Annotated in this window: 19 protein-coding genes; 10 read left to right on the top strand and 9 right to left on the bottom strand. The window is 43.3% G+C overall.

The window, feature by feature from the left end; all coding sequences use genetic code 11:
- Nucleotides 1–57 precede the first annotated feature (57 nt).
- Nucleotides 58–690, top strand: a complete 633-nt coding sequence (locus QM454_RS10005; protein ID WP_432357415.1) for a YigZ family protein — start codon at nt 58–60, stop codon at nt 688–690.
- 165 nt (nt 691–855) lie between these two features.
- Nucleotides 856–1,914, top strand: a complete 1,059-nt coding sequence (locus QM454_RS10000) for an LCP family protein (protein WP_432357413.1) — start codon at nt 856–858, stop codon at nt 1,912–1,914.
- 123 nt (nt 1,915–2,037) lie between these two features.
- On the opposite strand, the gene QM454_RS09995 is transcribed toward QM454_RS10000, so the two are convergent.
- A complete protein-coding gene (locus QM454_RS09995; protein ID WP_432357411.1) occupies nt 2,038–3,081 on the bottom strand; it encodes a glycosyltransferase family 4 protein in 1,044 nt (347 codons plus the stop codon).
- A gap of 239 nt (nt 3,082–3,320) precedes the next feature.
- Here QM454_RS09995 and secA2 point away from each other — a divergent pair, with 239 nt between their 5' ends.
- On the top strand, nt 3,321–5,687 hold the full coding sequence (gene secA2 / locus QM454_RS09990; RefSeq protein WP_432357410.1) for an accessory Sec system translocase SecA2: 2,367 nt from the start codon (nt 3,321–3,323) through the stop codon (nt 5,685–5,687).
- Nucleotides 5,684–6,577, top strand: a complete 894-nt coding sequence (locus QM454_RS09985) for an accessory Sec system S-layer assembly protein (RefSeq protein ID WP_432357408.1) — start codon at nt 5,684–5,686, stop codon at nt 6,575–6,577. The genes secA2 and QM454_RS09985 overlap by 4 nt, the downstream gene beginning before the upstream one ends.
- A gap of 103 nt (nt 6,578–6,680) precedes the next feature.
- Here QM454_RS09985 and QM454_RS09980 read toward each other — a convergent pair whose 3' ends face one another.
- From QM454_RS09980 to QM454_RS09970, 3 genes are all read right to left on the bottom strand, one after another.
- Nucleotides 6,681–7,175: a C40 family peptidase gene (locus QM454_RS09980; protein WP_432357406.1), complete on the bottom strand. Its 495-nt coding sequence runs from the start codon at nt 7,173–7,175 to the stop codon at nt 6,681–6,683.
- Between the two features lie 421 nt (nt 7,176–7,596).
- Nucleotides 7,597–8,298 carry a glucosamine-6-phosphate deaminase gene (locus QM454_RS09975; RefSeq protein ID WP_432357404.1) on the bottom strand — a complete coding sequence of 234 codons (702 nt, stop codon included), beginning with the start codon at nt 8,296–8,298 and terminating at the stop codon, nt 7,597–7,599.
- 285 nt (nt 8,299–8,583) lie between these two features.
- Nucleotides 8,584–10,479, bottom strand: a complete 1,896-nt coding sequence (locus QM454_RS09970; RefSeq protein WP_432357402.1) for a sensor domain-containing phosphodiesterase — start codon at nt 10,477–10,479, stop codon at nt 8,584–8,586.
- A gap of 278 nt (nt 10,480–10,757) precedes the next feature.
- On the opposite strand from QM454_RS09970, the gene QM454_RS09965 reads away from it, so the two are divergent.
- The 5 genes from QM454_RS09965 (at nt 10,758) to QM454_RS09945 (ending at nt 16,518) form a co-directional block, all read left to right on the top strand.
- The gene (locus QM454_RS09965) at nt 10,758–11,516 is read left to right on the top strand and encodes an NlpC/P60 family protein (RefSeq protein ID WP_432357400.1); all 759 of its coding nucleotides are present in this window, start codon (nt 10,758–10,760) and stop codon (nt 11,514–11,516) included.
- 225 nt (nt 11,517–11,741) lie between these two features.
- On the top strand, nt 11,742–12,344 hold the full coding sequence (locus QM454_RS09960; RefSeq protein ID WP_432357398.1) for an ECF transporter S component: 603 nt from the start codon (nt 11,742–11,744) through the stop codon (nt 12,342–12,344).
- Nucleotides 12,345–12,368: 24 nt separating this feature from the next.
- Complete coding sequence (locus QM454_RS09955; RefSeq protein ID WP_432357396.1) at nt 12,369–13,136, top strand: energy-coupling factor transporter transmembrane component T family protein; 768 nt, start codon at nt 12,369–12,371, stop codon at nt 13,134–13,136.
- On the top strand, nt 13,133–14,788 hold the full coding sequence (locus tag QM454_RS09950) for an ABC transporter ATP-binding protein (protein WP_432357394.1): 1,656 nt from the start codon (nt 13,133–13,135) through the stop codon (nt 14,786–14,788). The genes QM454_RS09955 and QM454_RS09950 overlap by 4 nt, the downstream gene beginning before the upstream one ends.
- A 155-nt stretch (nt 14,789–14,943) precedes the next feature.
- Entirely contained in the window at nt 14,944–16,518 is a 1,575-nt protein-coding gene (locus QM454_RS09945) for a SulP family inorganic anion transporter (protein ID WP_432357392.1), read from the top strand.
- Nucleotides 16,519–16,588: 70 nt separating this feature from the next.
- Here the strand turns inward: QM454_RS09945 and QM454_RS09940 are convergent, their stop codons facing one another.
- From QM454_RS09940 to QM454_RS09920, 5 genes are all read right to left on the bottom strand, one after another.
- On the bottom strand, nt 16,589–18,556 hold the full coding sequence (locus QM454_RS09940) for a TRAP transporter permease (RefSeq protein WP_432357390.1): 1,968 nt from the start codon (nt 18,554–18,556) through the stop codon (nt 16,589–16,591).
- A gap of 70 nt (nt 18,557–18,626) precedes the next feature.
- The gene (locus QM454_RS09935) at nt 18,627–19,634 is read right to left on the bottom strand and encodes a TAXI family TRAP transporter solute-binding subunit (RefSeq protein ID WP_432357388.1); all 1,008 of its coding nucleotides are present in this window, start codon (nt 19,632–19,634) and stop codon (nt 18,627–18,629) included.
- Nucleotides 19,635–19,866: 232 nt separating this feature from the next.
- On the bottom strand, nt 19,867–20,970 hold the full coding sequence (locus QM454_RS09930) for an amidohydrolase (RefSeq protein WP_432357386.1): 1,104 nt from the start codon (nt 20,968–20,970) through the stop codon (nt 19,867–19,869).
- A 36-nt stretch (nt 20,971–21,006) separates the two neighbouring features.
- Entirely contained in the window at nt 21,007–22,290 is a 1,284-nt protein-coding gene (gene murJ, locus QM454_RS09925; RefSeq protein WP_432357384.1) for a murein biosynthesis integral membrane protein MurJ, read from the bottom strand.
- A complete protein-coding gene (locus QM454_RS09920; RefSeq protein ID WP_432357383.1) occupies nt 22,287–23,387 on the bottom strand; it encodes a glycosyltransferase in 1,101 nt (366 codons plus the stop codon). The genes murJ and QM454_RS09920 overlap by 4 nt, the downstream gene beginning before the upstream one ends.
- A gap of 368 nt (nt 23,388–23,755) precedes the next feature.
- On the opposite strand from QM454_RS09920, the gene QM454_RS09915 reads away from it, so the two are divergent.
- Entirely contained in the window at nt 23,756–24,658 is a 903-nt protein-coding gene (locus tag QM454_RS09915) for an NlpC/P60 family protein (RefSeq protein ID WP_432357381.1), read from the top strand.
- The last annotated feature ends 128 nt before the right edge of the window (nt 24,659–24,786 follow it).

The following is a 24,786-nucleotide window of genomic DNA, read 5'->3' as shown; positions in this document are numbered from 1 at the left end:
TCATCATAAAACTAATTGCATATTAAAATTGTATTACAAGTGACAGGAGTGCTGCAAATGCGAGCAGATTACAAAACAGTCAAATTGACAGGCGAAAGTGAAATCGTCATCCAGAAATCAAGATTCCTTACGTACGTTAAGCGTGTAGAGAGCGAAGAGGAAGCAATGAACTTCATTCAAGACATTAAAAAGTTGCACCATACAGCTACTCATAACTGTTCAGCGTATATTATCGGTGAGCATGATCAGATTCAAAAGGCGAATGACGACGGAGAGCCTTCTGGAACGGCGGGATTCCCTATGCTTGAAGTGCTAAAGAAGCAAGGGTTGAAAGATACGGCCGTTGTCGTGACACGCTATTTCGGCGGCATTAAATTAGGGGGCGGTGGTCTTATCCGTGCATACGGTCGCGCGACTACTGAAGGAATTGCTGCGACAGGCGTCGTCGAACGGAAGCTTCACGCGCTCATGAAAGTGGCTATCGATTATACGTGGCTCGGAAAAGTGGAGAATGAAGCGAGGCAATCACCATACCCACTCGAGGAGATTTTGTACGAGGAAGACGTCAGCTTACTTTTATACGTTCCTATTGCAGAAACGGATACATTTATCGGTTGGATGACGGAGTTGACGAACGGGCAGGCAGAAATTTCCGAAGTCTCAACTTCGTTCCTCGAATTTGAAGTGTAATAATAGTATACGACAAAGGAAATTAATAGTATAATGGTGAAAGTTGACGATTTATTGTGTATTATGAGAGATTCTGTATATTTCCGCGTCAACATTCCGTTTTTCATGGAACAGTAAATTTGCTTAGGATAATTCCTTAGCCGATGGTGGAGGCCTTTAGTTGCTATGAAAAGAAAAGATTATAAAAAAATGAAAAAAAAGACGTCAAAAACACGGCTAGCTATTAAGGTCGGACTATTAGTTTCACTAACCGCCTTGCTTGCTGTTGCAGCTTATGGCCTGTCATTACGCAACCAAGCGGAGCAGGCAGTCAATCGAGCGTATGAAGCCGTTCCTGCTACACAGAAATCCGAACTGAGAGGCGAAGCGAGAGTAGAACCCGCGAGAGACAGTGTATCCGTCCTTTTGATTGGTGTGGATGATAGCGATGCGCGTATGCAAGGCAATAGCCGTTCAGATGCTCTTATTGTCGCTACATTTAATCCCGAAGAGAAATCCGTTAAGATGCTAAGTATTCCGCGCGATTCCTACGTCTACATCCCGAAAGTCGGCTACAAAGACAGAATCAATCATGCCCATGCATTCGGCGGAACACATGCGGCTATCGAAACGGTAGAAGAAATGCTTGATATTCCAATTGATTACTATGTGAAAATGAACTTCAATGCATTCATCGAAGTCGTCGATGCACTAGGCGGAATTGTAGTCGACGTCCCATACAACAGACTTGAAAAAGACGAAAATGATAAAAACACAATCCAATTAAAAAAAGGCTTGCAAGAGCTAGACGGTAGGCATGCGCTCGCATTGGCGCGGACACGTATGGCTGATAGCGATATCGAGCGCGGAAAACGTCAACAGATGATTATGCAAGCAATCATTAAAGAGATGGTATCCGTAAAGTCCATCACGAAATACGGTGATGTCATCGAAGCGGTCGGCGACAATATGAAAACCGACATGACATTCAATGAAATGACCTCCTTCTGGGAATATGCAAAAGGCGGCATGCCGCAAATCGATACAATCAATTTAAAAGGCTATGATGATTGGTCGAAAGGTCCATATTATTATCAATTGGACAAAAGTGATTTAGAGAATGTGAAACAAATGTTGAAAGCTCATCTCGGCTTGATTCCAGACTCATCTTCGTTAACAGATAGTAACAATTTAAATATTATCGGGTCGGCGGACGAATCTGCTGACAGTAGCGATGATTATTAAATTAAATACGTAACTGATTCTATCCATCCCGGCTGACTCCCTTTCAGCGGGATGTTTTTTTATTGAAAATAAACTAAAAAAAGTGATATGCGAAGTTTCGCATATCACTTGTATTGTGTAGTGTTATTTTCCAATCATACGAACTAAATTCAATAATGGCCGGTAATTCGTACCCGCGAGGCCGATAATTTCGACGAACAGCTCGATTGCAAGTAGCATGACGGCAATTAGAACGATTGCGCCCCACACAGTCGCTTGCGAGAAGAGCACTGCCGCTACACCAAATAGAATAGCGAGTCCATAAATGATGAGGACAGTTTGCCGGTGAGAGAACCCTGCACGCAGCAAGCAGTGATGCAAGTGCGACTTGTCCGGTGCTGAAATTGGTTGCTTCATCCGTACACGGCGAACGATTGCAAAAAATGTATCGGAAATCGGAACACCGAGCATAATGATCGGAATGACGAGCGAAACGATCGCAACGTTTTTAAACCCTAACAATGCCAATACGGAGATCATGTAGCCAAGGAACAACGCCCCGGTATCCCCCATAAAAATCTTGGCAGGATGGAAATTAAAGAATAAAAATCCGAGTGTACTTGCAGCCAAAATAGCAGCTGTCGCGACAACGAACACGTCACCCATAATGACGGCCATGACCGTAATAGAAATGAGAGCGATTGTAGAAACGCCCGCAGCTAGTCCGTCCAAACCGTCGATCAGATTAATGGCATTTGTAATGCCGATAATCCAAATAATCGTAATTGGAATACTTAAGTAGCCAAAGTCAAACGGGCCAAAAAATGGCAAGTTAATAAATTCAATTTGTAAACCGCCCCACGTCACAACGACGATTGCTGCAGCCAGTTGGCCTAACAATTTCGCCTTGGCGGTAATTTCAAGCATATCATCGAGGAAGCCTGTAACAATAATAATGACGGCTCCAACAAGAATTCCGATCGCATGCTCATCTTCAGGGCGCAATAGTAAATAACCGATGACAAAAGCACCGAAAATTGCTATCCCTCCAATACGTGGCATGACGGATGCGTGCACCTTCCGATAATTCGGATGATCAACCGCCCCAATCCGGAACGCAAACTTTATGACAAGTGGAGTTAGTATGATGGAAGCTATGAATGCAGCAGCCATTGCAAGGAATAACATGTCCTTCCTCCCCGTAAATAACAATAATTTTAGTTAACCATAAGTATTATAGCACAGCTGTCAATGGAAAGCACCCAAGTTAGCGGAACTAGGCATTCTAGACTGCTATTACCGTTTATAGAAAGGGCCGTCTTTGCCTGACCATATACAATTTCGTAACAAGGTAGTCATTTCGTATATAGTTTGATAAAATAAAACAGTATCCTTATAGAAGGATAAAATAAAGGAGCGTTAATCATATGTTATCAATTTTCAAACGTTCAAATAAAACGAGCGAAAGACAACTACGTAAATACCGTAAAGTTGTCCAACACATAAATGAGTTGGAATCCAAATATGAAAAGTTATCCGACGAAGAACTTGCCCATATGACAGAAGTGTTTAAAGAACAAATCCTGGAAGGCGCAACTGTGCAAGCAATTCTTCCAGACGCATTTGCCGTCGTCCGTGAAGCATCGAAGCGGGTATTGGACATGCGTCATTTTGACGTTCAGCTAATCGGTGGGATGGTACTCGCTGAAGGCAATATCGCGGAAATGCCGACAGGTGAAGGTAAGACACTTGTTGCGTCCCTCCCCTCTTATTTGCGCGCACTTGAAGGAAAAGGCGTTCACGTCATTACAGTTAACGATTATCTTGCAAGACGTGACTATGATCAAATTGGCCAAATTCACCGCTTCCTCGGTTTGACGGTCGGTTTGAACGTCCCGATGATGCAAGGACCTGCGAAGCAAAAGGCGTATATGGCCGATATTACATACGGTGTCGGAACCGAGTTCGGTTTTGATTACCTTCGTGACAATATGGTGCAGCATACATCTCAAAAGGTGCAACGCCCGTATCACTTTGCCATCATTGACGAAGTGGACAGCGTGTTGATCGACGAGGCGAAAACGCCGTTGATCGTCGCAGGTAAAATGCAGGCTGATCCAGATCTTCATTTCATCGCTGCTAGACTCGCAAAGCGTTTCAAAAAAGGCGTTGATTTTGATTTTGATGATGAAACGAAAGCGACTTCACTAACCGATGAAGGAATCGAGAAAGTTGAGAAGGCGTTCGGCATTGACAATCTATATGAACTCGAGCACCAAACTCTCTACCATTATATGATTCAAGCTGTTCGCGCCTTTGTCATCTTCAAACGCGATGTCGATTATATTGTGAAGGACGACAAGATTGAACTCGTCGATATGTTCACAGGCCGAATTATGGAAGGCCGCACGCTTTCTGATGGACTTCACCAGGCGATTGAGGCAAAGGAAGGCTTGCCAATCACTGATGAGAATAAAGCCCAAGCGCAAATAACGATCCAAAACTACTTCCGGATGTATCCGAAACTTAGTGGGATGACAGGAACGGCGAAGACACAGGAGAAAGAATTCCGTGAAGTGTATAACATGGAAGTTATCCAAATTCCTACGAACCGCCCTCGTATGCGCATTGATTCACCAGATCGTGTTTATCAAACGATTGACCAAAAGTATGAAGCAGTTGCGAAAGAAGTGGCGGAGCGCCATCGCAATGGCCAACCGGTACTTGTTGGGACAACTTCCATTCTTCAATCTGAAAAAGTTGCGGAGTTTTTGGACCGCGAGAAACTTGACTATCATTTATTGAACGCGAAAAGTGTTGAGCAGGAAGTCGATCTCATTTCCCAAGCTGGACAACGAGGTCATATTACCGTCGCGACGAATATGGCGGGACGCGGAACGGATATTATGCTCGGCGAAGGTGTCGAGGAACTCGGCGGCCTATACGTGCTCGGTACGGAAAAGCACGAAAGCCGACGGATTGACAACCAACTGCGCGGACGTTCTGGACGTCAAGGAGACCACGGTGAAAGCCAATTTTTCATCTCACTTGAAGATGATATGTTCAAACGGTTTGCGAAAGAAGATCTCGAAAAGTTTAATAAAAAAGTTGTTGTAAATGAAGATGGACTTGTCCAAAACGGTGATGTGAACGAACTTACTGAACGTACGCAGCGAATCGTTGAAGGCGCCCATTTCGCAATGCGTGAATACAATTTAAAGCTCGATGACGTCATTAATGACCAGCGCGGCGTTCTTTATTCACTGAGAGATAAAGTGCTCGAGCGCGAAAATCTACTCGACCAACTGAAAACAATGATGTCTGAAGCAGTAGAATTCGTCATCTACGATAGTTGTCCGGAACACGAAACGCCGGATAACTTCGATTTCAATCGAATTGAACAGACGATGAATGGACTATTGTTGGAACCGGTCACACTTCCACGCAATTTGGAAAAGCCGACCGACATTTTGAAGTTTTATGAGGAGCCGGTTGCCGACCTGTTTGCGTACCTTGATACTTTCGCTGATAATGAACAGGTGAACGACATTATCCCGCAAGTTATGTTGAGTCATATTGACACGATGTGGGTAAAACATCTCGATGTGATGGCCCGTCTTAAAGAAGGAATCGGGTTGCGGTCCTATGGACAAGAGGATCCTATGCGTATTTATCAACGTGAAGGCTTGCAATTGTTTGGTACGCACTATCAGAAACTACGCCGTAATATTGCGTCCGAAGTTATCGGCTTTATGAAAATGATTTCACAAAAACAGGAGGCCCAAGAATCATGAAACTTTTTAATCTCTTTAAGAAAACCGAAAAAACGGGTTCAGACAGTACGGTTGATTCCGAAGAAATAGTAGAAGGCAGTGCCCAGTCAACTAGTACGGACGAAGTAGAAACTACACTTTCACTTCACCCTGAATGGGCGCTATCGCAAGAACAAGAATACGTTTTCCGTTTCCTTGCAAATGAATTAGAGCCTTTGAAGCCGAACCAAATTTCCCTTTCCGGCATCGATATTGATGTTGAACCGGCAAATGGAAGCTGGCTCGTTAAATCATTTTTCCGTTCTTCATTGGAACAATCGATTTCGGTCGGTTCCGTCGAGTTAATGTTGCTAGATGAGGAAGGCAAAACGCTCGCATCTCAGGAATTTGATTTGAAGGAATTAGGAGACATCCCTGGAAAAAGTGCACGCCCATGGGTATTCGTGTTCACGAAAGAGAACATCTTCGCTGAAGAGCCACCTGCTGAAAACTGGAAGCTCGCATTCAACGTCCAATCGATGGTGCCTCATAAGCTTGAACTTGAACAAGCTTGGGAAGACGGCTTAACTGCCGAGCAAAAAGAAGCGCTTGAAAAAGTCGTTGAAAACATGCCGAAACTGAAACCACGTGAAGTAAATTTCGCCGGTTTCCAAGTGAAGAAGCAAGAAGACGGAAGTATCGCAGCGTCCATCTTCATTCGCAACGGACACTCAAAGCAAATTAATATCGAGAAGCTTCCATTGGAACTGATCGATGCAACAGGCGAAGTCGTCGCACGCGGCTCATTCAATCTTGCGCCGCTTTCAGTTAAAGCGAACACGTCGAAACCATGGACGTTTATTTATCCGAAAGAAATGGTTCAAAAAGAGAATCCTGATTTCTCCCGCTGGACAATCCGTGTACCTCAATAATGATTACATGAAAGCCGCGAATTCTCGCGGCTTTTTTCTATGGAAAACAAAAAACGGATTCCCCGAATATAGGAATCCGTTTTTATATTGAACTCGATGTTTATTAGTTATTGAACGCCACGTCGTTTGCGCCTGTTATGCGCTTCGCGCCGACGTACCGCTTGCCCCAATAATGAGGATCGTTTAGCTTGGCGATGCTCACGCCCTTAGACGTTGATGCATGTGCAAATTTGCCGTCGCCGATATAGATGCCGACATGGGAAACCCCTTTGCCGGATGTATTGAAGAAAACAAGATCCCCTTCTATTAAATCGTCTTTTTCGACTTTTGTCCCGGATGCATACATGCCGGAAGATGTGCGGGATAATTTAATACCGTGTTGTTTAAAGACATACGTAACAAATCCAGAACAATCGAATCCAGCTTTCGTCGTGCCACCATAAGCATACTTGATGCCTACCAGGCTCGAAGCCGTTTCTGTAATCGTAGCCGTATCGGATGATGATGCTTCAGCATGACCAATAAACGATGTAAACGTTAACACAAAGACAATCGCAATAACTGCAAATGGCTTTTGAATGTGTACTAGTAATCTCATACAATCCCCCGAATTTTAATTTGTCTGAATTCATCATTTGAGATTACTTTACCATGTTCAATACTCGTCCATTATTACAATTCAGTAACAAAAACATTACATGTTTTTCAGTGCATTTTTGGTGTGCATTTTTGGTGCCTGTGCAGCAAACAATTCAGATTATACACTACAATTGTATATTGAAATTTACAACATCAATAGTACCAACACTAATTTACGTTTCGTATGTATTTTTATTAATAACGATGAATTGTCATAATTGTACCGTGCACAGCCGCCGACACAATTCTGACTATACACTACAATTGCATAACAAAAATAAAAAAGCCAACCAGTTCAAAGACTAGTTGACTTTTCATTGTATTTTAATACACTTTATAGAATTGTCATAAATGTGTCTTACACAGGCACCGTCATAAAGTTAAAATTTCAGGTCTGTAATAATTGTAACGTCGTTGTGTTCGAGGAGGTAGGTGATTGTCCAGTTCGGGTCGATTTTGCCTTCGAGTACTTTTGTGATGGCCGGACGTTTTTTCTCTCCGAATGCGAGGAGGACTAGTTTTTTCGCGCTCATGATGGAGGCGACGCCCATTGTTAAAGCTGTGTTAGGTATTTTCTCGTTGTTATCGAAGTGTTGGCTGTTTACGCCGAGTGTCGAGTCTGTCAATGTTGCGACGTGTGTGACGGAGTCTTTCGGAGTTCCGGGTTCATTGAACGCGATATGTCCGTTTTCCCCTACGCCTAACAATTGAATGTCGAGTTTTGCGTCTTGCAACGCTTGCTCATAACGTCTGCACTCTTCTTCTAAATCTTCTGCAGTGCCATCCGGTATATTCGTTTCTTTAAATGTCTTCTTAGAAAATAGGTGTTCTTTCATGAAATATGCATAACTGTTCGGGCTAGATGCGGGTAGTCCGACATATTCATCGAGATTAAATGTTGTTACGTGTGAAAAGTCCAGCTCAGAATCCGTTAATTTTTTATAGACGGGGATCATCGTACTTCCTGTCGCTAGTCCAAGAACGTGAAGTCGATTTTGATCAAGCTCTTCTTTTATCAGCTTTAAAAAACGCTCTGCTCCTTTTTCAGGGCTTTCAACTTGAATAAGTTTACATTTTTCCATCATTCTCAACCGACTTTCTTATAGTTTTGTTTTACTGTCTTATTGTATTTTCCTAAAACAGTATGGTCAAATGAACGAATAGTTTACACAAATAGGTTGACCATACTTCAATTTCCTTTTCTTCTACAGTACTTTTCAATTCCAGGTACTATTTAGGACGTCTTACATCGCTTCGAAGTTGCGGCAATCGCTCTGTACATATTCTATGCCTAATTCCATGTACATATCGCAATTTCAACAATTAATAAAACCTTACACAATCGATTTCCGTTGCGTAAGGCTTTTTCATTTAAATGAAGAAGGGAGGAGCAATTTTCCACCGCGTCTATATTTGCGAATTAGCTCATCGATTTCATTGACAGGAAGAGGTCTGCTAAAATAAAACCCTTGCAGTTCGGAGCAACCGAACTCTTTTAACAAATCCCATTGCTGTTTCGTTTCGACGCCTTCACCGATCGTCTGCAATCCGAGCATTTCGGCTAGGTGAATAATTGTTTGGACGATACCGGAACTTTTCGCGTCATTTCCAAGCTCATTGATGAATTGACGGTCAATCTTAATTTGCTGAATTGGGAAATGTTGCAAGTAAATAAATGCAGAATACCCTTTTCCAAAATCATCGATTGAAACGGAATACCCCATTTCCCTCAAGAGATTGATTCGGCTGGCGACAGCTTTTGTATCTTCTAATGCTACGTTTTCGGTAATTTCTAGTACGAGACTTTTCGGTTTAATATTCGCTTCTGTAATACATTTATCTAAATAGAACGGAAGGTTATGATGTAGGAAGTGTCGAGGCGATAAATTCACCGATACCGTTGCATTTTGCAACCCTTGCTCATTCCAATCACAAATTTGAGTAACCGCTTGCTTAATGACCCATTCCCCAATCGACGTAATGAGGCCGGTCGACTCGGCAAGCTCGATAAATTCCGCAGGGAAAATAAGGCCGCGTTCCGGATGTTGCCAACGGATTAGCGCTTCAAATCCGCTCACTTCTCCCGTCCGGCAATTCACTTGGGGCTGATAATGCAATCTAAATTCATTCAGATCTAGACCTTTTCGCAAATTCATTTCTGAAAGCATCGTCTCTTTCAAGTTTGTATGCATCTCAGGTTTATAGAGACTGCCCCTTTTCCGGGTAAATTCCCCAGTTCTCGATTGCAATGCCGTATAAGCCGTTTGAATACCATATTTCACATCCGTCGCATGTTCCGGATAGACTGCGGCCCCGTAGCTGAACGTCATATACACTTCCTGTCCACCTATATGCATCGGGCGTTTTAATCGGTTAATAATTCGTTCCACTCTACGTATTTCGTCTTCCAATTCGCCTTCAAACGGACTGAAAATGACGAAATGATCGAATGCTAACCTCGCCGTTTGTGCGGGAGATGGAAAAAGTTTTTTCAATCGATCCGCTGTTATTTTTAATGTTTCGTTCGCACCATCAGGGCCGAGAACGCCTTGCACTTCATTGTATTGGTCCTTCACAAGGTAGATGAAAATGCCTTGCTGCCCTTCTTTGAACTCATATATTTGCTTCATTACCTTTTCAGTGAATGCATACTGGTTGTCTAGCTTCGTCAATTGGTCAATATATGTGAGCTGATGGACATGTTTCTCCACCTCAATTCGATCAATCCGATCGAATAAAAGAGATAGCATATCAGCCATCGATGCAACAATAACTTTATCAAATTCAGTCCAGTCCCTCTTACGGGTAGATTCACAGCAGACAATTCCACCAATTCCATTGCTTAAAATGATGGATGCATCAATGAGCGACTTCACTTTGCCGTCTTCGTATAATCGATGTTGCTTGAATTCCTTCGTTGCCGGATCTGTAGAAACATCTGTTATCGCCAAAATGCGCTCTTGTTGAACCGCTTCAAAATAAGATGGTAACTCTTCTTCCAAAATCACTTCTTCAGATGTATAAGTCGAATACTTACGATGAAAACTAGTTTGTTCGGTCAATGTTTTTCGACCTTTATCAAATAACCAAATGCCTACACGATCGCAATCCATTATTGTTGATATTCGGATGCATAGCTCCTCTAAAATAGAGGCAATCGATTGTCGGGATATGTCCGAATGCATCGCCTGCGCAAATATGAATTCCTGCTTTTTTTGAAGCGCCTCTACTATTGTGCTGAATTCTTCATAGGAACGATTCATCGGACGTATACACCCACTTTCTCTCTTTCTACTAATTCTACCACTTTTTATCGACAATATTCCATAATTTTTGATTAATTAATCGCATTTTTTCATAATTATTTTCAAAAAATAATTTTGTTCATGTTGTAAGTTATCGATTTATGTATTTTTATAGGATATTTTGCGTATTTCCGACCGATAATACGCGTTTCACCATACTTTCTTCCTCTTGTTTTACGACTAGATTGAAAGTAAAATAGAATTATAGAAATTTGTCTAATAAAGGGGGAATATGCGTGAAAAAGAAAGTTTTTTCAGTGATGGCAACGTTTGCGCTTGCGACATGTATTGCAGCTGGCAGTGCAGAAGCCACTACTGAACAATACATAGTTAAAAAAGGCGATTCACTTTGGAAAATCGCTTCCCTACATAAGCTGACTGTAGACGAATTAAAGAAAATGAACAATCTTACAACAGATTCCATATACGTTTCTCAAAAATTGTTCGTGAATAAACCGGCAAACGCTACACAAAATGTGAAGCAAAATACAGCCCGTTCAGAAGTTGGAAATTTAGGTTTCACAGTGGAAAAGATGACTTCATCTACAAGCTTCTTCAAATCATTCGAAATAAAGGACAAGCCCGTTCAATGGAATTTGTCGAAATCAGCCGAAACTATCCAAACTGCGACTGTCGAACTGGCACTTCCCCTTCTTGACACACCGTATGCATGGGCTGGTGTTACTCCAGAAGGATTCGATTGTAGTGGATTCATCTATTATGTGTTTACAAATGCAGGACTTCCATTACCGAGATTGGATACCGTTAGTATGTTTACAAGCTCACTACCGGTGAACAATCCCGTTCCAGGTGATCTCGTATTCTTCGAAAATACATACCGTGAAGGCATTTCACATGCTGGCATTTATTTAGGGGATGGCAAGTTTATCCATGCTGGAACGAAGAAAGTTGAAATTGCAACAATCGATTCCGCTTACTGGAAAGATAAATTTGTCGGCTTCACTCGCTTTTCACAGCTCCAAACAGTTCAATAACGTACATCATGACCAAGAGACATATACTTTATATTCTCTTGGTCTATTTTTATCTAGAAAAGCGGAGGACGCCTGTAGCTAGACAGCATAACAGTATAGTTGGGCATAAGATAAGAGGAAGTAGTGACCTCTCATAAAGATTAGCTTCCCTATTTCTTCAAAATGGATTACTATAGTCATGTGTCATGACACCTGTATTGATTACAAAGGAAAGGGAGAATACAAATGAAAAAGAAACGTCTGTGGTCATTGCAGTTTTCAACGGCTGCGTTTGTTTTGATTCCCGCGGCAGTCGGTATTAACTTTTTGGGGAAATTGTTTGCTGATGTGTTAAAGCTACCTTTATGGATCGATGCCATCGGAACTGTTTTGGCGAGTATGCTTGCAGGTCCGGTCGTTGGTGCAATTGTCGGTGTCGTCAATAATATCGTTTACGGTATCACGACGAGTCCAGTCTCCTTCATCTATGCCATTACTCAAGCTGTCATCGGCATAGTTGTTGGAATTATGGCGTATAAAGGGTGGATTTCGAATGTTGGCAAAGCAATCGTCCTCGGGGTTGTTGTCGGATTTATAGCAGCAACCGTTTCAACGCCACTCAATATTATGTTTTGGGAAGGGACGACTGGGAACGTTTGGGGGGACGCATTGTTTGCGACGATGTTAGCAAAAGACATGCCGCTTTGGCTTGCTTCGTTCGCCGATAGTATCGTCGTCGATGTACCTGACAAAGTCGTTACAGTGCTGCTTAGCTTTTTAATCTTTAAAGGGTTACCGAACAATGTAAAGCTTATGTATGACAATCAAGGAGAGATTGAAAGATTATAAGCATTGCCAGCAGGAGGGATTCAAATGAACACTATGACATTATACGTAGGCAAGGATTCACCCGTCCATCGGGTAGATCCACTGACAAAGCTTTTATTCGTTTTCATTTCAATCGGAACGACATATATTATGTCGACTCATCTCGCCGTGTTCGGTATCCTCCTGTTCACATGCTTCATCCTGCTGATCGGCAAAGTGTTCAAATCCATTTTGCCGGTCATCGGGGTTAGCTTTCTGTTAATCGCATCAATCATTGTCGTCCAAGGTTTTTTTCATCCTGACAGAGCGACCGTCCTATTTGAGATCGGTCCGATTCCCATTTATAAAGAGGGATTTTCCATCGCATTCCTCATTACGCTTCGGGTCGTTAATATGGTAGCTGCTTTTGGGGTGCTCATATTGACGACAAAGCCGGATGACCTTGTGGAAGCATTGCTGCAAAAAGGAATGTCGCCGAAATTCGGTTATGTGTTGCTGTCAGTACTGCAAATCATTCCACAAATGATTGCTTTAACCGGCAAAATAACGGATGCGCAACGGGCACGCGGCATGGAGACGGAAGGCGGATTATGGAGGAGATTCAAATCGTTTCTTCCCCTCCTCGGCCCTGTCGTCCTCAATTCACTCACAGAAACACGGGAGCGTTCCATCGCCCTGGAAATTCGTGGATTCAATGCAAAAGGGAAACGAACGTCTTTGTATGAACGGGAAAACTACCGATACGGCGTGCCGCTCAGAATTGCACTGATCGCATTCTTGCTTGCCATTATCGTTTGGAGGGTCATTTCATGAGTTTATTACGCGTGAAAAATTTGACATACAAGTATCCGGACAGTTCCCGTTTTGCGCTCGATGACATTTCATTCACAGTGAATAAGGGCGAGTTCCTTGGGATTGTCGGTATGAATACAGCCGGGAAAACGACGTTATGTTATGCGTTGAGCGGACTCGTCCCCCACTTTTTTAAAGGCGCGTATGGTGGCGACGTATATATTGGCGACATGGATGTGTTGTTACATGAAATAAGTGACATTACGGCAAGTGTCGGCCTCGTTTTTGAAAATCCGTTCTCTCAAATGACCGGCGCAAAGTTTACCGTCTACGATGAAATCGCATTCGGCTTAGAAAACCAAGGCGTACCGCGTGATGTCATGCATGAGCGGATTCGCGAAAGTATGAAGCTGCTCGATATTGAACAGTTACAGGAGATGAATCCGTTCTCGTTATCCGGAGGGCAAATGCAGCGAGTCGCTATTGCAAGCGTCATCGCAATGAAGCCTGATATTCTCATTTTGGACGAGCCGACGTCTCAGCTAGACCCTGAAAGCGCGGAAGAAGTGTTCCGCATCGTTGAAAAATTAGCGGATCGTGGCATAACGATTATTATGGTAGAGCAGAAAATGGAGAAACTTGCGGCGTATGCCGACAGAATTCTATTACTACATGAGGGTAGATTGATTGATGACGGAAAGCCGGTAGAAGTCTTTTCAAGGGATGATTTGCATGAATTCGGCGTCGAACCTCCTATGTACGTAAAGATCGCGCGAACTCTCGGACTTCGCAATGAGACGACAGGACATTTCCCGATATCCTTAGAGGAAATGCCATCGGAACGGGAAATTCAATTTGTTCCAGTTACTACAGTGAGCGAGGATAGAAATACCGCTGAACTCATCGTTCGAGATCTTCATTTCAGTTACGAAAAAGGACAAGAAATCATTCGCGGGCTGAACGTCTCGTTGAGCGGAGAACCGATCGCGATCATCGGACAGAACGGTGCAGGGAAAACGACGTTTGTAAAGTTGTTGAAAGCGCTGTTGAAGCCCGACTCTGGCGAAATTTTATTAAATAAAGAACGAACGTCCGAAACGACGGCCGCGAAACTGGCAAGTCGGATCGGGCTCATTTTCCAAAATCCGAACGATCAAATTTTCAAGCATAAAGTAATTGACGAAGTAATGTTCGGCCCATTAAATATTGGCCAATCGAGTGAAGAAGCTTTTTCAAACGCAAAAGAGATGCTCGCGCTCGTCGGTCTATCGGATAAAGCAGATGAAAATCCGTATGACTTAAGCCTTGCAGAACGGAAGATGGTTGCAATGGCTTCAATTCTTGCGATGAATACGGATATCGTCATTTTCGATGAGCCGACGATGGGTCAAGATGTCCGCGGGAAGGCAAAAGTGAAGGAAATTATCCAATCGCTTTATGAAAATGGTAAGCTAGTCATTTGCATTTTGCATGACATGGATTTTGTTGCAGACGTGTTCGGACGGACAATTATTTTTAGTAACGGAGCAATGCTATTCGACGGTCCGACGCGTGAAGCCTTTGCACAGGAGGAAACTTTGCGACTCGCCCGTGTCGAGCAGCCGCATATTACAAAACTAGTGAAGCGATTGGGGTATGATCGTATTGTGTTGAAGGAAACTGAATTGGCGTAAAGATGCGAGGGGCTGACCAAAAAGTCCGCGGGACCGCCTGCTTTGAGCGCGGGGATAACGGCTTGAGGCTCTCGCATCCCTTGCCAGCACTATGTTTGTCGCTTATAATGAAGATAGGAATTATTTTTTTAAATATTGTGGAAGAAGTGACCGCCATGTTTAACGATCAACGTTTTGTCGATTATAATGCGTCTGGATTTCGGAAAGATTTACTTTCGGGAATTACTGTCGGTATTGTAGCCATTCCACTTGGGATGGCTTTTGCAATTGCATCAGGAGTCAAACCGGAGTATGGCTTATACACGACGATCATTGCCGGTTTTTTAGTCGCTCTCTTTGGTGGCTCCCGCTTTCAAATCGCCGGTCCGACGGGTGCTTTCATTCCAATCCTTCTCGCAATCGTCCTTCAATATGGTTATGAAGATCTGTTAATCGCCGGATTTCTAGCAGGTATTTTCCTAGTCATAATGAGTTTTGCAGGCGTTAGCAACCTCATTCATTTTGTCCCCCGTTCTGTAACGATCGGGTTTACGTCAGGAATTGCAATTATCATTTTCACAGGTCAATTCGGGAATTTCCTTGGCCTATCAGGATTGGAAAGTAAGGAATTCTTTCATGAAAACATGATCGATGTCGCCAAGCACCTACATACGGTTAATATTTTTAGTGTCCTCACTGCGGTGTTCGGCTTAGCTCTTATTTTTATTTTACCGAAAGTCGCCCCACGACTTCCGTTGCTACTCTTCGCTCTACTCATTCCAACAATATTGTCTGTCTTGTTTTACCCCGGAAAAGTGGAAACGATTGGAACCGCATTCGGCGGTATTCCCCAATCATTGCCCGGATTCCAATTTCCGAAAATTACATTGTCCAAACTCGTAAGCCTTTGGCAGCCGGCATTAATTATTGCCGCACTTGGGGCGATTGAATCGCTATTGTCTGCAGTCGTTGCAGATGGAATGAAAGAAAGTCCGAAGCATGATTCGAAGCGAGAGTTATTCGGGCAAGGAATTGCAAATATTATTACGCCGTTATTCGGAGGCATACCTGCGACGGGTGCAATTGCGCGTACAGCGACGAATATCCGCTCAGGTGCAGTCAGCCCTGTTTCAGGTATGGTGCAAAGTATATTTGTTTTATTATTCATTTTAGTTTTCGCGCCGTTTGCTTCTTATATTCCATTAGCAGCGATGGCGCCTATTTTAATGTTTGTTGCGTGGAATATGAGCGCGAGAAAAGTGTTTGTTCATATTTTGTCCGTTCGATCGGGAGATTCGATCGTTCTGTTGACGACATTTTTGCTTACGATCTTCATCAATTTGACAATCGCCGTCCAAATCGGGATTCTTTTGTCCGCACTTTCCTTCTTGCGTAAGATGAGCGGCAAACTCCATATAGCGAAGGAGAAACTTTCCGATGTCGAAATTCATAATTTCGGAGAAAGCGTGTCTAAATTCATTATCGAAGGACCTCTTTTTTTCGGAACTGCGAAGGTATTTGAAGATAAGATGCCTCTAATCCTATCGAAAGGAACAGCTACAATCATCCTAGATTTTGAACACCTTTCAATGATTGACGCAACTGGAGAGGCTGCGCTATCTGCATTAATAGACAATGCAAAGAAAAATCATATGAAAATAATCGTAAAAAAATTGCCTAAACAGAAGCTCGCGATATTCAAGAAAAGCGGATTGTATGATCGAATTGGTGAAGAGAATTTCTTTATGTAATTCGAACAATGTAGGAAAACAAGTGAAAGCTGTCGCCCAATTTTAGGTGACAGCTTTTCTCTTTATTTTCTTATGCAACGACTTCTTTAATAGACTTCTTTTCTTCCGGTCTCCTTCTTTGGATAAACCAGATAATCGTAATAAGGAGAATTCCAATCGCGCTTGTCGTCAGCTCCGGAATAATGAGCAGCAAACCACCAGCGAATAGAACAAATCGCTCCCAAATGCGGGCATCCCGTACAAAGTATCCGATTACGGCACTGCTCACCCCTACCATCCCGAAAAGCGCGGTGATGATGCCGAGTACGAGCTTCACCGGCGTTACATCAACGAAAACGAGAATCGGATTGTAGATGAATATATACGGAATGATAAACGCAGCAATCGCTAGCTTTACAGCGGTCATTCCTGTTTTGAATGGATTTGCCTTTGCAATTCCTGCCCCCGCATATGCTGCTAAGCAAACAGGAGGCGTAATGTCGGCAACGATGCCAAAATAGAAGACGAACATATGCGCAGCAATTGGCGCGATGCCGAATTCGTTAATAAGCGCGGGAGCCGCAATTGTCGCAGTAACTACGTAGTTGGCGGTTGTCGGCAACCCCATACCAAGTACGATACATGCAACCATCGTGAAAAATAGCGCCAATATTAAGTAACCGTTCGACAGAGCAATAATGCCTGCAGCGAATTTTGCTCCTAAGCCCGTCATGCTTACAACACCTGCGATAATGCCGGCTGTAGCTACAGCCGAAATAACTGGAAGAGCGACCCTCCCCCCTTGTTCCAACACATAAATAACCCGTTTTATACCGAATTCAGATTCCTTTCTGAAAATCGCATTGAAAATCCATACGATAACAGCGGAATAGATCCCGAACAATGCAGCACGTTGCGGTGTAAAGCCCGACATAATTGTAATGATGATAACTAAGAGCGGAATGATCATGTAACCGTCACGCACAAAAACTTTCTTAAACACCGGCAGCTCAGACTTTGGTAGCCCAAGAATTTTTAACCGTTTTGCCTCAAAATGCGTTCCGATGAAAATTCCGGTAAAGTACAAAACTGCCGGAATAAGTGCGGCTAGCATAATATTCGCATAGCTAACGCCAAGATACTCCATCATAATGAACGCTGCAGCACCCATCATTGGAGGCATAATTTGGCCGCCAGTTGAAGCGGATGCTTCCGTAGCAGCAGCAAATTCCGGCTTAAAGCCCGCCTTTTTCATCATCGGGATTGTAAAGCTTCCCGTCGCAACAGTATTCCCGACCGAGCTTCCAGATACCGTTCCTTGAAGAGCACTCGCTACGACTGCAGCCTTCGCAGTTCCGCCCGTATATCGACCTGTTAACGAGAAAGCAAGATTGTTAAAAAACCTTCCTATTGGTGTGTTAATAAGAAGCACTCCGAAAAACAAGAACAAGAAAATGAATTTCGCGGAAATTTGTATTGGCGTTCCGAATACACCGCTTTCGCGATACCAAAGGCTCGTCATCGTCCTGTCGATCGCAAAGCCTTGATGGGATAATATTTTCGTTGGGATGAAATTCCCATACATCGCATACAACATTGCGAGGCATGCGACGATGACGATTGGCAAACCGACAGTTCTTCTTGTCGCTTCCAATACGAGCAATACGCCTACTATTGAAATAATGATGTTCAATGAGCTGTAGCCCGACACCCTGCTTTGAAGAATGGAACTATAAAAAAATATTTTATGATACGCTACGTACATCGCCGTAAACGCAAGTAATACATCATACCAAGGGACTTTTTTCTGTGTCTTCCTCCATTCCTTTTTTGCCGGATAAAGAAGGAAGATAATCCCTAAAGCGGTTCCAAGATGGATTGCTCCTTGCTGTTGCGATGGAAGAACACTCGTTGCTCCCGTATATAAATGGAAGATTGTAAGTGAAACTGCAAGGAATGTGACAACGTATGCCCATTTACCAATTTCGAAACGGAATTGACTTTCTTTATCAAACTTTTCAAGGATTTCCTGCGCATCTACCACCTTATGCTCTTTCATTTTTTGCCGCCTTTCCTTACTAGACTATTATCCCGAATGAACTTGCTTTATGACCTCCACTACTTGAAGTTTACTTCTTCACATCTTCAAAGCTATTGATCTTCGTTTTTTCTCTCGTTACGATTTGAACAACTTCAGGGTAAATATGTCCGATAAACGCTGCGTTTTTCACTGGATTGTCTTTGAAATCGGCTTTTCCATTTAAAGCATTTAACGCAGGTACATGCACGGTCATCCCTAGATCCATATGGCCTTGGCTAATTGAAGATAAGTTTTCAACAGATGCGCCTGTTTCCATATTTGTCACGTTAATGCCGTCGATGTATTTATTCCATAGGTTCGCCATTTCTCCACCAAGTGGATAGTACGTCCCCCCTTGGCTACCTGTACCGAGTGTAAATTCTGATTTACGATTACCTTTTGTTGCTGCCAGCTCTGCGACTTCATTATTGACAGTCAAACCTTGTTCTTCGTAATACTTTTTAGCACCCGGGTGGATTAACAGTCCTTCCGCCCCGTTCAATGCGTTTTCGAGAATCATCTGCTTTGCTTGTGCATGTGTATTTTCGCTTGCATTTTCTATCATACTCTTCGCCAATTCATAGCCGAGTTCTTCATCAATTGTATCCGTATTCCCCATTAATACTGCAAAAGCAGTAACTGTTACTACATCTTCGGTTAGGAAATCGTAGGACTCTTTTGGAATTACGAAGCGTTTATAGCCTGTTGTATCTTCGATCTTTTTTATTGCGTCATCGGAAAGACTTAACATTTTCACGTCACCAGCAGATGCTTGCAAGCTTTCTATACTTGCTGCAGGTAGCCCTAAAATTCCGATTGAGATATCGATATTACCGTCTTGGACGCCGTCAGCGGCAGCCCCGAATCCTTCCTGGAAAGCTGTATAATCGCCATCCCCGATCCCGTATGCCTCCAATATTTGCTTTGAAACATTATTCGTTTCACTAGCAGGCGGTCCGATCGCAATATTCTTCTTCCCACCGCCGCCACAAGCGGATAAAACGAGTAAAGCACCTAGTAACAGAAGTAAAAAGCCTCTAACGCGATTTCTTCTCAACAAAATTCCTCCTCATTTTTTCATTTCCTCTTCTCGTAAGCGCTTACAAAAGTGATAGGCAATGGAGCTCTTAGGAGATAATGACGCTATGAAAAAAGAAGTCTTCTTTTCATTATACTTAAAAGTTTCCAAGAATCAATTAGTTTTTTCTATATTCTGATTAGGTGTAATAGGTTATATATTGAAAAACTCCATCTTTACGGGGCTAAATCCGTAGATGGAGTTCGTACGTTTATTTTATGAATGAAGCTTTTGCCAATGTCGCCGCTAACACTCTCGCACCTACATCGAGTGCATTCTCATTGAATGTCATATTCGGATGATGAAGACCTGGTCCTAAGTCAGCACCTACCCCGATCATTGCGGCTTTTAGCTCTGGCCGATGGATCGTGTAAAAATGGAAGTCGTCGCTACCTGACGTGATAATTGCAGGGGCAAACGCCTCTTCTCCAACCGCTTCGATAATTCCTTCTTTTGCAATCGAAGCCGCTTCTTCGGATACTTCAGCGGCAGGCGTATAGTCCGACCAGTTCAATTCGATGTCGACACTATATAACTGTGCAATCGAATAGATGCCCGTTTCGATCCGTTCCTTCAATTCGTTCAGAACGATGTTCGACTGTGCCCGCACATCGAGAGCGAATAACGCGGCACCCGGGATAATATTCAAACTTTCTCCACCCGCCTGGACTTTCGTCATTTTTGCAGAATACGCTTCATACGGAGAAAAATGAATCGTCTTTAGGAACTGGGCAATCGCGAAAATAGGATCGAGTGCATTTTTACCTTGCTGCGGCCTCGCGCCGTGAGCATCTATCCCTTTCACTTTACCTTCGAGGAAAATCGCGGCACCGTGATGGATGGCAGGTGAAACCTTGCCAAACGGAATCTCTTCCTGTGGACGAAGATGGACGCCGAACAAATGAGAAACGCCATCGACCGCTCCGCGTTCAATCATCGACATTGCGCCGTTTCCTTTTTCCTCGGCTGGCTGGAAAATGAACCGAATACGGCTTCCTATTTGTTGTTCCTGTAAATAGGCAAGCGCACCGAGCACCATCGACATATTCGCGTCATGCCCACATGAATGGTTTGCTCGGAAAACGCCGTCCACTTCTTGCCAAAGTGCGTCGATGTCAGCACGGACTGCAATGATCCGCTCACCGGTTCCAATTTCTGCGACGACGCCGGTCACATCATCGAATGTATGATGCTGTACATTCATTTCAGTTAGAATTTCTGAAATCTTTTTCGTCGTTTCGACTTCTTTCCAGCTAATTTCAGGGTTTGCATGGAAATGGGCGAACCATTCCCCTATTTGTTGTTTAATGGACATTGCAATCTCTCCTATCTATACAAGCATGAATGTTTGTTACAGTTTCCATTTCACTCGTGCATAGATAATTAGCATGAGCAAGTTGACCGCCGAACTAATAACGGTTCCGTATGCAATCGCGGTAGGACCTAGCGAATCAATTAGTAAATAAATGATTGCTATATTAATGCCGAGAACGCTAATGAGACTGAAGATGACAGGCAACATCGAATTGCCTTTCGCGTAATAGAAACGTGTTACGTATGTATTCGCAGCGAGGAAGAACATTGACAAGGCGAACACTTTGAAAATCGGAACTGTTAGTAACACTGATGCTTCATCGAATTCCCCGTGTTGGTAAATGAGTCGAACGAGCGGATCGGAGAAGAAATAAGCGACGGCAGTTGCCGGGGCAATTAATGCCGCGAGTAGGAGCATTCCTTTTTTATACAGTTTCTTAATCGTTTCGTTATCCCCTTCGCCTTCCTTCTTGCTCAACATCGGATAGATGACAGTCGTGACAGCCGTCATCATTATTGCTTGCGGGAAGTTACTTAGCTTGGACGCGTAGTTGACCGCCGAGATGGCGCCTTCGCTTAATCCTGAAGCTGCGATTCTATGAATGAACGCGTAAAATTGCATCGATGCGCCGCCTAGTAGGATTGGCAACGCGATGACCCATACCCGCTTCACATCTTCCGACTTGGCGAGAGTAGGCTTCAATGAATAGAGCTTACTTCTTTTAATTCCTGCGAATAAAAAGACGCCCATTAAAACCGCACCTAATAACGCACCGATACCGTATGCAAGCGGCCCGTACCACTTGACGAGCGGTGCGGAAATGATGACGAATGCTGCGTTGTAAACGAGGATCGCGATACTCGACAGCTTGAATTTGTCGTTCAGATTTAATAAACCGCTCATCCATGTTGAAAGAACGAGAATAATCGTTGAAGGCATCATCCATAGGAATAGCGGATAAGTCAATTCAAATTGTTCTTGCGTCAAATCATTAAAAGCGAGCCGCAATAACGGTTCCGCGAAAATGACGGCAAGGACTGTAATAACTGTTGCGGCCATTAACACCGAAGTGAACATTCTTCTGACGAAAATCGCTTTGTCGGTTTTGGAGGAGTGATAAACGGAAATGAAAGCCGTCGTCAGTCCGCCCCCGACGACGAGATAAATGAAATTCGGTATCGTATAGGCGGTCGCGATCGCATCCGCCGCAGCAGACGTTCCGAATTGATTCCCGATGACCATTTCCCGAAGGAAGCCGAATATGCGGGCGACGATATTGATAATGGCGACTGCGCCGATGATTTTCATCATTCTACTCATTTTGCATTTTGTCCTTTCGACACATCGTCATAAATCGCCGTTAATCGTTCGGCGATGACATCATACGTATGCCCCGCTACTTTTTCCGCAGCAATTGTCCGTCTCGTTTCTACCGGCTCTTCTAATGCTTGTTTCAATCCAGTGGCTAGAGACTCTGGATTTTTCGGTTCAACGAGGATTCCGGCATCATTGTCGAGTAGGAAAGAAAGTCCTCCCACATCGCTTCCAACGACCGTCGTACCGACTGCCATTGCTTCCAGGGCAACGAGTCCGAACCCTTCATGATGAGAAGGGAGTACGAAAACGTCTGCCGCAGCTATCCATTGTGCCACTTCTTTTTGCGGCAATGGTTCTTGATGGGTAATACGGACATCTTTCGACAAGAGCCGATTCGCCAACGTCTCCATGAATCGTTCATCTTTGCTCGAGCCGATCAAATGAAGGGCGGCATCCGGATGATCTTTGTGAACGATAGTAAACGCATCGACAAGATCGAGTACACCTTTCGCTTCAATCATATTGCCGACGAATACTAGAAGCTTCTCGGTTGGAAGGATATCTAATTGTTTACGGGCTTCCTCTTTCCGCATCGGCTTAAAGATGTCCGTATCCACGCCCATACTCATGACATGGACATGCTCTTCTTTCACGCCAAACTTTCCGATGACATCTTGTTTTAATCTTTCCCCTACTGTAATGACTGCATCCGCCTGTTGCAATACGTTCCTCGTATAGCCCGCAATACGCGCACTTTTCGCAGCCATTTTGTCGATATCACCACCGTGCACGGTCACGACGTAAGGTATTCCGAAAAGCTTCTTCCCTATTAATGAAATAATGCCTGTTGGAAACGCGTAATGTGCATGCGTCAACGATAATTGTTTTTTATGTCGTACTAAAAAGCCGATAGACTTCAGAAACCACGTCAAGTATTTTTTCAACGTCGCGGCTTTCCCTTTCCCCGGCTCATCGATTGCTATGAGATCCACTTGAATTCCTTTTGAGCGCAATAGCTCGACTTGATTTTTAACGAAAATACCGAATGTCGGATGTTTTTCCGAAGGGTACATATTGCTGAAAACAGCGATTCTTCGCATTCATTTCTCATCCCATCTACTGTAAGTCTTTTTATTGTATACACATTGAACGATTATACCATAACAATGTTCCTTTCATTTTTGTAATACACTTGTCATATTTCGCTTTTTTTTTTAGGTAATTACGTGTGAAATGCGTAGAAAAACGTAGAAAATTGAGGGAAACAAGAAATTTTTCATTATAAAAGACGTTTCCTACAAATTTCACTCGTTAGGAAACGTTGATATGAGTACGTTCTCGACATAAGCCGAACAATGTAACGTTTTTGTAATGTAACTGTAACCGTAATGAAGGTTTAGCTGTGATAGGATAATCTCATATAAAGCACACTGTATAGTAACGTGCGAAAGGGGAATTTGGGAACCATATGAAGAAACTGTTTTTCTCGTTTTTGGCATGCTTGTTGTTAGCAACGTCCGTACCCGCTATGGCCTCAGCGAATTCACCGACTTCGCTCGTCAGTACAGCGCGGACCTATTTAAAAACACCTTATTCCTATGGAGGCACAACCACTTCCGGATTCGACTGCTCAGGATATACGCAATTTGTCTTTAAAAAACAAGGGATTAAAATTCCAAGATCGACTGGTCAACAGTTTGCTATGGGAACAGCTGTTAAGAAAAGCGATCTTAATACGGGAGACCTCGTCTTTTTCAACACGGTTGGGAACAGAGTCTCACACGTCGGAATCTATATCGGTTCCAACAGATTCATTCATGCTTCTACATCAAAGGGTGTTATGATTTCTTCCATTAACGATCCTGCATACTGGGGCAAACGTTATATAGGCGCTCGTCGCGTTGCGGATTTCAAGCATGAAAAAACAGTTGCCTTTGAAGAACCGGTGGCAACTGAGAAAACTCCTACCTATGTTTCTCGTGCTAAAATAGCAGAAACGCTCGTAACAGAACTTGGACTTGAATCGGACGCAATCGATGTTACGTTTTCCGATGTAGCTGCGGATCATCCGCAATACGAAGCAATTGTAAAAGTGGCAAGCGCCGGATTATTTTCCGGAAATGAAGGGAAATTTAATCCCGATGCTTCACTGACTCGTGCACAAATGGCAAAAATTATTGTAGAAGCTTTCGACTTACAAGGATCAGCAACAACTTCCTACACGGACGTGCCTGCCGATCATTGGGCGAAAGAATATATTAATATACTAGCCTATAACAAGATTGCTAGCGGATATGAAGACGGATCATTCGGTCTGAACGACAAGTTGACCGAAAAGCAATTCCTAAAAATCCTAGATCGCCTTCATTGATTGCCTAGAAACCGGGTGTTCCGTATTATTGGACACCTGGTTTTTTTCACACTACTACTATGAAAATAGTAAAATTACTATAGATTTGCATTATGAATACTGGTAAGCTTAATCTACATATAATATAG

The organism is Sporosarcina sp. UB5 (assembly GCF_050859005.1).
Taxonomy (GTDB): Bacteria; Bacillota; Bacilli; order Bacillales_A; family Planococcaceae; genus Sporosarcina.
This window is presented reverse-complemented; position numbering and strand designations above follow the sequence as displayed.